This is a genomic window from Chryseolinea sp. H1M3-3, from assembly GCF_029360725.1.
In the GTDB taxonomy this organism is placed as follows: Bacteria; Bacteroidota; Bacteroidia; order Cytophagales; family Cyclobacteriaceae; genus Chryseolinea.
Window position 1 is genome coordinate 171,198 of record NZ_JARKMY010000002.1, and the last position, 12,136, is coordinate 183,333.

Annotated in this window: 5 protein-coding genes; 3 read left to right on the forward strand and 2 right to left on the reverse strand. The window is 41.0% G+C overall.

What is annotated here, in order from left to right:
- Positions 1-125: 125 nt before the first annotated feature.
- Complete coding sequence (locus P2W71_RS08165; protein ID WP_276369450.1) at positions 126-3,239, forward strand: DUF5107 domain-containing protein; 3,114 nt, start codon at positions 126-128, stop codon at positions 3,237-3,239.
- Between the two features lie 154 nt (positions 3,240-3,393).
- Here the strand turns inward: P2W71_RS08165 and nadA are convergent, their stop codons facing one another.
- A complete protein-coding gene (gene nadA / locus P2W71_RS08170; RefSeq protein ID WP_276369474.1) occupies positions 3,394-4,338 on the reverse strand; it encodes a quinolinate synthase NadA in 945 nt (314 codons plus the stop codon).
- Between the two features lie 523 nt (positions 4,339-4,861).
- On the opposite strand from nadA, the gene nadB reads away from it, so the two are divergent.
- Positions 4,862-6,424 carry an L-aspartate oxidase gene (gene nadB, locus P2W71_RS08175; RefSeq protein ID WP_276369477.1) on the forward strand — a complete coding sequence of 521 codons (1,563 nt, stop codon included), beginning with the start codon at positions 4,862-4,864 and terminating at the stop codon, positions 6,422-6,424.
- 589 nt (positions 6,425-7,013) lie between these two features.
- Positions 7,014-11,108 carry a hybrid sensor histidine kinase/response regulator gene (locus tag P2W71_RS08180; RefSeq protein ID WP_276369479.1) on the forward strand — a complete coding sequence of 1,365 codons (4,095 nt, stop codon included), beginning with the start codon at positions 7,014-7,016 and terminating at the stop codon, positions 11,106-11,108.
- A 221-nt stretch (positions 11,109-11,329) separates the two neighbouring features.
- On the opposite strand, the gene P2W71_RS08185 is transcribed toward P2W71_RS08180, so the two are convergent.
- Complete coding sequence (locus tag P2W71_RS08185) at positions 11,330-11,785, reverse strand: 5-fold beta-flower protein (protein WP_276369481.1); 456 nt, start codon at positions 11,783-11,785, stop codon at positions 11,330-11,332.
- Positions 11,786-12,136 lie beyond the last annotated feature (351 nt).

Below are 12,136 nucleotides of genomic sequence, written 5' to 3' on the forward strand. Positions count from 1 at the left end.
GCAGTGCAACAGTAAGATCAAAAAGCGATAATCTACAAGATTTCATTTTATACCGTAAGCAATTAAACTAAGTTAATTTTATTACTTTGTTTTAATTAAATGGCGTATTACAAAATCTTTCGGGTATGATTCGTTTTCGGTTTACAGTCTTTTTATTTTTTTATGCTGCACCTATTCTCCTTTCAGGCCAAACGCCATCCAGTATTACAGAAGCTTACAGGGAAATTTTAACCTATCCTTTTGATGATCCTAATCCAGTTGTGAATGGAAGTACAAAGGCTATAAAAATATTTCCCTATACCACGTTTGATGGTTATAGCAGCAAAGGAAGCATGCAAAAGTGGAAAGTCGTGAAACTGGAAAACGACTACATCGAAGTCTATGTGTTGCCGGAAATAGGAGGGAAGATCTGGGGCGCAATCGAAAAATCTACCGGAAAAGAATTTATCTATCGCAATGAGGTAATCAAATTTAGAAACATTGCCATGCGGGGACCATGGGCATCGGGTGGTATTGAATTTAATTTTGGGATCATCGGTCATCATCCTTCAACATCAAGTCCTGTTGATTATACCACCAAAAAAAATGACGACGGTAGTGTTAGTTGTATTGTAGGGAATCTTGATCTGCCGTCTCGAACCCACTGGCGTGTAGAGATAAGGTTACCAAAAGACAAGGCATATGTGGAGACAAGAGCATCGTGGAACAATCCGACACCCATTCATCAGTCTTATTACAATTGGATGACTGCCGCAGCAATCGTAACCGATGATCTAGAATTCTACTATCCCGGTAACCTTGCATTGGAGCATGATGGTTCACCAACGTTATGGCCAGTGGATGCCGAAGGACGGGATCTGGCTAAATATAAAAATAATGCTTTTGGTTCTCATAAGTCTGTTCACACCGTTGGTGAATACAACGATTTCATGGGAGGCTATTATCACAAGTCTAAATTTGGATTTGGTCACTGGGCTTTGTACGACGAAATGCCTGGACATAAACTTTGGCTTTGGGCACTATCAAGGAATGGTGGTATATGGGAAGATCTCCTCACAGATGGAGACGGTCAATACATGGAGTTTCAGGCAGGCCGCTTATTTGATCAGTATTCGCCGTCAGCCACAACCAAAAGTGTTCTTACACAGGTTCCATTTTCACCGGGAGTAACAGATCGTTGGTCGGAGATCTGGTTTCCCGTAAAAGAAATTGGGGGCTTGAATGAAGTGTCTCCACATGGCATTCTTTCTGTAAAACACGAAAATGCCCAGCTTCAGATTGGAATAAATTCCCTGGCGTTTGCTGACGCCATAGTAGAAGTCAGATCAAACGGAAAAATCATTCTTACCGAAAGTACCAAGTTTAAGCCTATGGATGTGTGGATTAAATCGGTACAGCTAGACGAAAAGATTCCATACGAAATCACAGTAAAGGGAATGGATCTTCGATATCATTCGGACAAGAAGAACATGCTGAAGCGCCCCTTTACGGCATTTTCTACACCTAAAAAATTTACACAAGATGCGCTTTATCGAGAAGGTGTAGAGTATAAGGAATACCGGGAATACGACAAAGCTTTGCTGACATTCAGGCGATGTCTTAGCAACGACTCATTGCATTTTGGTTCTCTCAATAATCTGGCAGAATTACATTATAGAAGTGGGTTTTACGATTCGGCCCTTACTTATCTGAACAAAGTTTTGCGTCATGATACCTATGATTCTAAAGCTAATTATCTCGCTGGGACTTGTTACAAAGCGAAAGGTGATCTCGTTAATGCCTTAGAATCATTTGGATGGGCTGCACGATCAACCGAATTTCGCTCTGCTGCTTATGCACACATGGCCGGTATAAAAATTCAGGAAAGTGATTATCATCTTGCGGAACATTATGCACAACAATCGTTGAGCTTTAACAAATACAACTTCAATGCACTGCACAACCTTGCAGTGATCTATCGAAAATTAAATAGCCGGGAACATGCGGAGAAGATACTGAACGAGATTGTCGAATATGATCCGTTGAATCATTTTGCGCACTATGAAAAATCGCTTTTAACTAAGTCTCCTGAAGACCTCGAAGCGTTTAAAAACCTTGTAAGAGGCGAATTTCCGTATCAGAGTTATCTTGAGATAGCACTGGAATATATTTCTCTTGGTTTAGAAAAAGATGCGATTGATTTACTTGCGATTGCACCCCAGCATGTGCTAGTCAAAATATGGAGCGCTTATTTGAAAAAAGACAGCAATCAGCTCAACGACATCGCTACTGCTTCGGCGGCGTTTGTTTTTCCATATAGGACAGAGACAATAGCTGCACTTGCGTGGGCCACAACAGAAAACAACAACTGGAAATTCAAATATTTTCTCGGCTTGAATTATTATGCTTTGCAACGGCACGATGAATCGATAAAATTATTTCGGGCCTGTGCACAGGATGCGGACTATGCACCGTTTTATTTAACACGGGCAAACTTTGATCAAGGTTCAAAACAGAGGCTAGCTGATCTTCAGTTAGCAAACCGCATGGCACCCGAAGAGTGGAGAACATGGAGTTACCTTATTAGTTACTTCGAAAGCGCTGGCGATTTTAAACAGCAACTTGCTATCGCAAGCCAGGCAGCCAAAAAATTCAGACATAGTTATACGCTCGGTTTCGAATACGCCAAGGCATTGCTCAACAACGGCCGGTATGAAGCGTCAGTCAACGTGTTAAAGAAACTTAACATATTGCCGTTTGAAGGATCGAGCGAGGGAAAAGATATTTTTGAACAAGCCACGTTGCTGTGGGCAATCGATCTTATACAAAACAAAAAATATAAAAACGCATTAATTCAGATTGAGGCATCACGACAATGGCCGGAAAATCTTGGTGTTGGAAAACCTTATGATGTGGATAATAGGATTCAGGATTATCTGACAGCCTATTGTTTTGATAAACTAGGAAGGCACAGTGAAGCCGTTGAATGGAATAATAAGGTTATCGATTATACAACGGTAGCGCTCGCGGAGCCATCTGTAAATAACATTTTACCCATTATGATTTATTTTAAAAAAGGTGAGCAAGAAAAAGCCGATGCATTATTACGTCAGTTAAAGACGACGCCGGATGCCAATCGGCCACTGCAGCGTTGGGTTATTGCTACGGCTGAAAAAGATGTCGTTACGCTTAATGCACTCGAGCGCGAACTGAAGGGAAACAAGTATGTGGATATTATGCAAAAAATTCTAAGGCTGTAAAGTTATCAGCATCTTCAGATTCGGACGCTGCCCTCAGATTTTACCATTAATATATTTTCGTACTCGATAACTTACTGAGGGAGTTACTTAATGAGAGTATCTTATACGTGGCTTACTTAATTTAAAAAAGGTAGTGCCAACAAACCATGGCATGTCAGGACAAAGTCAACATGCGCGCTAATGCCTGTGCGGCTTTCAACCGAACAGCTTCATCCACGTGCACGGTGGGCTGTTCTAATAAAAGACTTTGGTACAACTTCTCCATTGTATTCATTTTCATGTATGGACATTCACTGCAGGCACAAGTGTTGTCCTCGTAACCGGGCGCCGGTATCAACGTTTTATCTGGTACTTCTTTATGCATTTGGTGTAGGATGCCAGCTTCGGTCGCCACAATAAATTCGTCACATTGATTCTGCCGGACAAAATCGATCATGCCTTTGGTTGATCCGATGTAGGAGGCAACTTTGAGGATATGCGGCGGTGATTCCGGATGCGCAATGAATCTCGCTTTCGGATTCGTGCGATGAAGTTCCAGGATTTTATCGATTGAAAAATTTTCATGTACCATACAACTGCCGTTCCATAACAGCAAGTCACGACCCGTTTGCTGAATTAAATACTTCCCTAAATTTATATCAGGTGCAAAAATTATTGGTTTCTCGGTCTTTATTGATTTGATAATCGTTACTGCGTTCGATGAAGTACATACGACATCACTCATCGCTTTTATTTCTGCGCTGCAATTAATGTATGTTACTACAGGTGAGCCGGGATGTTGTTCTATAAATGCGCTGAATTTATCAGGAGGACAAGAGTCAGCCAATGAGCAACCAGCCATTAAATCAGGAAGCAAGACTTTGCGTGAAGGGTTAAGTATTTTAGCCGTTTCGGCCATAAAAAAAACACCCGCCACTACTAAAATATCGGCGGTCGAAGTAGCCGCAAACTGGGCCATTTGCAGGCTGTCGCCCACCATATCAGCGACATCCTGAATGTCTGGATCTTGATAGTAGTGCGCAAGTATGAGAGCGTTTTTGCGCTTCTTTAATTTTTTTATTTCTGATGAAATGGTTTGTGATGCTGGCAACGCTGTCATTGTTACAAATATTTTAGAAAGCACCTGGTTGTTTCTGCCTTGATGAGTTATTCTGTATAATAATTGGATGAATTCCCGCGAACGATGCATCCACTGAGGCCCGTTATTTTTATCGCCCCAAATTACCGTAAATAAAAGATAAAAATATCTTTTATTGTTAGTTTTGCATAATTTTAAACCGATAGATTAATCATGACCCAATTGAGTGGAAACAGGTGATGGCAGCCGGCATAAGTTATAATATAAATTTTAAGATTTGAATTGAGGGCTAAATCGTTGGGTGAACCTTTATAGAAAGTTGGGATGAAGAATTTCACGGATGTAGTTGGACGGCCATATTTAACCTGTTTATGAAATCGTTTCCAATGGGAGGAATTATTTGATAGTAGATAAGGATAAAGTAGTCTTTAAATTCATTGCTATTTGAGAGTGGGGATGTAAGCAAATTACTTCCACTAAGAAGTGTAACGAGTTATAATAAAACCGATGCCCAAGCAAAGAAAATATTGTAAGGATGTTTGAAATGGAAAATCAAGATTACGAGACGGATATACTGATTGTTGGAGCTGGTATTGCTGGCCTGTCAGTGGCAATAAAGTTGTCAACGAGGTTTCCTGAAAAAAACATAACACTCATTTCAAAAGACAGACCGGGGGAATCAAATACCCGTTACGCGCAAGGCGGTATTGCTACAGTAATAAATGCAGTGGACGATTCATTTGAGCAACACATTCAAGATACACTGGATGCCGGAGGTGGTCTGTGCCGTCGCGAGGTAGTTGAAGCAGTTGTGCGGGAGGCTCCCGAGCGTCTGGCGGAGGTGATCGCCTGGGGCACCGATTTTGATCGGGATGACGCCGGTAAACTTGTCTTAGGTCTGGAAGGTGGTCACTCAGCGCATCGTATAGTGCATGTAAAAGATGAAACAGGGTTTGCCATTGTGCATTCACTGCTAAGAAAATTAGATGGGCTACCCAACGTGCAGGTGTTGTGGCGCACCCTCGCTGTTGATTTATTGACTGAGAATTCAGAAGAGGGACGGGTCTGTAACGGAATCACATATGTAAACAAGCTAGACAATCATTTAAGAATAATGCAGGCCTCCTTCACCGTGCTTGCAACGGGTGGTATCGGTCAGGCCTATGCTTTGACTACAAATCCATCCATTGCTACAGGCGATGGCATTGCGATGGCCCATCGTGCCGGAGCTTCTATTGACAACATGGCTTTTGTCCAATTTCATCCCACGTTGCTGAATGTACGAATGGATGACGTTGCTTTTCTGATCTCCGAGGCATTGCGTGGCTTTGGTGCACGCCTTGTTTCAAATAATAACAGGCGATTTATGTTTGATTACGATGTTAGAGGTGAGCTTGCTCCCCGGGATATTGTCGCGCGTGCCATCTATCTCGAATCGCAAAATCATCCCATATATCTTGACTGCAGGCATCTGCCAAGCAATTCGCTAAAGCGTCAATTTCCCAAAATTTATCAGACATGTCTTTCTCTTGGGATTGATATCACCCGGGAAAAAATTCCTGTGACACCTGCAGCCCACTATCTCTGCGGAGGCATTGTTACAAACATGAAGTCACAGACTGATATCAAAAATCTATATGCTATCGGCGAATGTGCGTGTACCGGTCTGCACGGAGCGAATCGACTCGCTTCTAACTCGCTGATTGAAGCGTTGGTATTTGCTCACCGATGTTACATGGACATTAGCGAACGGATGTCTCACCAAAAATCTCCATTACGTATAGTCCAACGTAAATATGGCAGCCATTTACCTGATGAGTCCCAACTCAGGAATATCCGGCAAGCAATGAAAGTTATTATGGTAAATTCAGCAGGTATTGTCCGCTCATTCGCGTCCATGAGGGAGGGACTTGAAAAGTTAAAGGAATTTCATTGTCAGGTCGAGGAAATGCTGGAGGTCTCAACACCAAACTGGCTGTTGTATGAAATACGAAACTTGCTGACAGTCGGAATGCTAATTCTACAGCAGGCATTGGATCTAAATGAGAACCGCGGCTCGCATCATAACTGTGATTTAGAGGAAAATCCAATCAGTTTAACAAACTGATGGTGAGTTGTAGAAATTTGCAGCATCCTAAGTTGTAGTTGGTACACTGGAGATATGAAATATCGTGTTTCTACAATTTCTAAAATCGTAGATAAGGTTAATGTTACAAAATTTACAACTTATAAAGCTGCTGTAATGCTGCCTCCGAAGTGGCTGTATTTGGCTATGGAGAGATTTTCAAATCAGGGTACCTTTTGCATCTGAATTAATAAATACAGAGCAAGGGCTATTCATATCTTACGCAAAAAAAGAATTACAAATCACGCTGCAGTTGGAATTAGCTTACCAAGTAATTGCTTCCTGACTTCTAAGGGATTTCCCTTAGGGGTTTTACCCACAGGAACTTTTAAATGCGGTGTCAAATGTAACCACCTCAATACTTTAGTCTGGATGATTTTATTCTCTTATGTCTCGCTATTCAGTTTCCAAGAAAAAAATTAAAAATCCGATTCAATTGCGTGGTGTGACCCTATCAAATTTTAATATCGGTGTTATCACATATTTTTTACGGATGTGTCAGTCTTTTTAAAAAATGTCCCTGGACCGAAATTTTTGTTTCGGAATATGACATATGAAAATCTTTAAGCGAATGTTTAAACTAGTATCGGTCATTTTAATCTTTTTGAGTTGTCATTTATATGCTCAACAAGAAGGAGTAAAGTTTGAACGACTGAATACGAATCACGGACTTTCACAAAGTTTTGTAATATCCATTACTCAGGACAAGAAAGGGTTTATGTGGTTTGGTACCGACGCCGGGTTAAACAAATATGATGGTTATAAATTTACGATTTACCGAAACAATCCTGACGACTCTGCTACCCTACGCTCAAATGGAATATGGAGCTTGTTCGTGGACAGCCAGGGTAGGATGTGGGTGGGCACCTTGTCGGGGCTAGACCGATTTGATGAGAAGCAAAATACTTTTATACATTTTAAAGGCAACTATGTTATTCGCGATATCATTGAAGACAAAAAAGGAAATATTTGGGTTTGTTCTGATGAGGGGTTGAGTCTTGTGGACGAGGTCCGTAAGTCGCTGACAACATTTCAAAATCCGAAGTTAGAAACGCAATGGTTCAAGACCATCTGGGAAGATAGTAAAGGTAATTTCTGGGTTGGCTCAAGAGCCGAATCAGAAGGTGTTTTTCTTTTCGATCCCAAGCAAAAAACTTTCACGTCCGTTGAATTTCAAAAAGACCGGAACAACCAATCATATCATGAACGGCTTAGCGACATCATGGAAGATCAGTTTGGGGTATTGTGGGTTTCAACTAATGAAGGAATCCATTATTACGACACTATAGTAAAAAGTTTTATTCGGCTCCGTCAGGAGGAAAAAAACGAAAATTCTATTTCAAGCAATAACGTCCATTGTTTAGCGGAAGATGCAGAAGGAAACTTATGGGTCGGCCATTCCAGAGGAGTAAGTATATTGGATAAAGCCCGACAACACTTTTCCCATCATAAATACGACATTGATAATCCAGATGGCTTAAGTGAAAGTTTTATAACCACTATTTATAAAGATAAGTCCAACAACCTTTGGCTCGGAAGCAGGAACACAGGTCTAAACGTTTATCACTTTGCAAAAAATAATTTTAAGCTTTATGCACACGAGCTAAATAACCCTCGAAGCCTGAGCAATAATGTTATAAAGGCGATTACAAAAGATAAAAAAGGAAGGCTGTGGCTAGGCACCGATGGAGGGGGCCTAGCCCTGCTGAAGGAAGACGGGACTTTCTTAGCTTATAAACATGATCCCAAAAATCCGAATACCTTGCCCAACAATTTAATCCTTGCATTGTATGAGGACAAACAAGAAAACCTGTGGGTGAGTACATTCTATGGTGCATTAAGTAAATTGAATAAAGAAAAAGGCACCTTTGAACATATATTTCCAGGCCCGGATAGCACTGAGCTTACATCAGCAAGCGTTAGTGTGATGTGCGAGGATAGCAAAGGAAACTTTTGGGTAGGGACATGGTACGACGGGCTATTTCTTTTCGACCGATTGTCAAAGCGATTCAAAAACTTTAAGCATCAGAATAACGATATAGGTAGTCTGTCCAGTGGCGAGGTCGTTGCGATCTATGAAGACAAGCGAGGAAATTTATGGGTGGGCACAACAAATGGCTTGGATCTTTTTAATTATGCCACCAAAAAATTTATACACTATACTCATGATGAGAATAACAAGAATTCGGTTAGCAACAATTCCATCAATTCTCTTTCTGAGGATAACAACGGGAATTTACTAATTGGTACTAATAATGGATTGAGTATATTCAATCATCAAAAATCTACATTCACTCATTATTCATCTAAAAACGGATTACCAAGTAATGTCATTGATGGCGCGCTTTGTGATGACGAAGGGAATATATGGTTGAGTACCTTGAATGGGATATGCAAATTTAATCCACAAACCAAAGCTTATAGAAATTACAGTGTAGCGGATGGCTTGCAGGGAAGCGAATTTATCAGACATTCATATTTTAGAAGCGAGGATGGGGAGATTTTTTTTGGAGGAAATTTTGGAGCCAACTGCATCACTCCACGATTAATCAAACCCAATCTATTTGTTCCCCCTATTGTATTAACAGATTTTAAAATATTCAATGAATCGGCAGAGATTGGCGACAAAGCCCCTAAGCTTCAGCAACACATTAACTATACGCAGACAATCAGACTCTCATATCGCGAGTCAGTCTTTCCATTTGAATTTGCATCTCTAAACTTTACAAATCCCGAGGGTAATCAATACGCCTACCATCTGGAAGGTTTTGATAAAAACTGGAATTATGTCGGCAATAAAAATTCAGCAACTTATACAAATTTAAATGCAGGCGAATATGTATTTAAGGTCATTGGTACCAATAACGATGGAGTTTGGAACACGCAAGGCTCGTCGGTGAGAGTTATCATTACACCTCCTTTTTGGCTCACTCCCTGGTTCAAGATAGTTTCAATATTCTTGGTGGCTATGAGTTTGGTAACGGTGGTAAGAGCACGTCTTAATGTTATAAATAAACAAAAAGCCGAACTGCAACGTCAAGTGCAGGAGCGTACAAAACAATTGGTTGCTTCGACAGAAGAAGCACAACTGGCCCGTCAGGAAGCTGAACAAGCTAATCGCACCAAGAGTATATTCCTCGCCACCATGAGCCATGAAATCCGTACACCCATGAATGGTGTTTTGGGCATGGCCTCCCTTCTGGCCGAAACTTCACTGACCAGTGAACAACGTGAGTATACACACACGATTCAGAGTTCCGGAGAAGCACTCCTGGGGGTAATTAACGATATTCTGGATTTTTCTAAAATCGAATCCGGAAAAATGGAACTGGAAAGTAATGATTTCAACTTGCGCGATTGCATTGAAGAAGTCCTTGACGTATTTGCCGTAACAGCAGCAAAATCTCAGTTGGATCTTATTTACGAAATTGACTACAATGTACCCGCCCAGATTATAGGTGATAGCTTACGCTTGAGACAGGTTTTACTGAACCTGGTGAGCAACGCTATTAAATTCACTCATGAAGGTGAAATTTTTATTGGAGTAAGGTTACAAGAAATGCACGGTAATGATCTGCAGTTAAAATTCGAGGTGCGAGATACGGGTATAGGAATACCTAAAGATAAACTTGAACGCCTGTTTAAAGCATTTTCACAAGTCGATTCTTCCACCACCCGTAAATATGGTGGCACAGGTTTAGGACTTGTCATCTCTGAAAAACTCGTGGCCTTGATGGGAGGAGAAATAAAAGTTGAAAGTGAACCGGGTTTGGGAACACAATTTATGTTTACGGTGCAGGTAAGATGCAGCAACCAAGCAACAAAAACCTATGTGCATATGAATACCGTGGGGCTTGAAGGAAAGCGCATTCTGGTAACGGACGATAATGAAACAAACCTCACCATTCTGAAAAATCAATTAGTGCAATGGAATCTTGTTCCCGTTATAGCAAGGTCTGGTAAAGAGGCTCTCGCTATTTTGAATGACAAACAAAATTTTGATCTTGTGCTAACAGACATGCAGATGCCAGAAATGGATGGCATGGAATTGGCGCGGCAAATTCGCAAGCAACATAACGCACTTCCAATCATTCTGCTTAGTTCCTTGGGCGAACGTTCGAAAGAGCATAATGAAGTTTTTGTTTCTGTCTTAACCAAGCCGGTAAAACAAGCAATACTTTATAAACATATCGTTGCTCAGCTTACGAAGAATCAAAAGTCGTTATTAGAAGACATCGATGTCAGGAAAAATTTATCGGTCGATTTCGCAAAACAGTTTCCATTGAATATTCTTATTGCCGAAGATAATCTTACGAATCAAAAATTGGCAGATCGGGTATTGAGCAAGCTGGGCTATGTAACCGACAAGGTACTGAATGGCCGTGAGGCAGTGGATGCGCAGCACTTACATCATTACGATATAATATTGATGGATATTCAGATGCCGGAAATGGACGGACTGGACGCTACACGAGCGATCCGTCAACAGATGGGACCACGTCCTGTTATTATTGCCATGACTGCCAATGCTATGCAAGGCGATCGCGAGATGTGTATACAAGCAGGAATGGATGATTACATAAGCAAACCCATTAAGCTGGAAGAGCTTCTTAAACTGCTTGAAAAATGGGCCACTAAAAAGACCGCGCCAAAGAAAATCGCCTGATGCTAAACCAAATATCAGTTCATCAGAACGCCAGCGTGAAGAGAGATTGAGCCATGTCCGTATGCAGCTTGATGATGAATTAATTATGAGATCGCAAAATCATGGTCAAATCATCGACAACACTTCATACTCCCCCGGGGCATTGAATGGTCTTCTCTTACAAGTGTTTTCACGCGTTTCTTGTGAAAGATAAAGACGGGTCTGGTTGTAATGTAGAGTACTTACTGATCGATTCCCTTGTCAATCCCTTCGGCATGTTCATTCTCGGCGCTGAAGAAACAATGAAGCGCGCATCCATGGGCTTTGTTCTTGTAGCCTTGATCCACATGACCCACCATCTTACCAGCCACTTTTACAACGCCGTCTGGATCAGTTGTTACAACGTGGCCTTCCTTTGTTTTAAAACTTCCATCCTTTTGTATAACGCCAACGATACCTTTACCATTCGCCGTCGTTACATTTCCAGTCTCTGCAATAATGCCAATAACTTTACCGGTAACGTCACATATTTTTCCATCGTTCCTAATGTAACCAAGCTGCTTGCCTGCTTCGTCTACAACCTTGCCATCAGCAGTTAGACGTGGGTGCATTCCTCTGTGCTTTGGAGGCACATCTTGAGAATAAACTAGCGTGCATGCGAAAATCATCAGCATAAACGCAATAATTGTTGTTTTCATAAATGTTAGTTTGGAAAGATTGAAAGTAAAACAACTACAGTCTTATTTGATTGAGAATTGATTTGAAACCAACTGATTTTCGTCATGTTTCATGTCTCATACTTTGAAGTTTAGTAGTGATATCCGGACGCGACGTATAACTTCCATAAGGAAAACAAAAATGAATAGGTAATAAAACCTGTTTCAACTGGTGTTTACTTATCGGTGTGTTGCATTTTTATAATTTTTTTTAACATGACATTATTTCAGGTTCCATTGCGGGACCTGACTCTGGATAAACCTTAACTATACTGTAGCTAAACTGTCAGTATATTCGAGTAACCTCACCGAACCGACGACATCATAAAATGT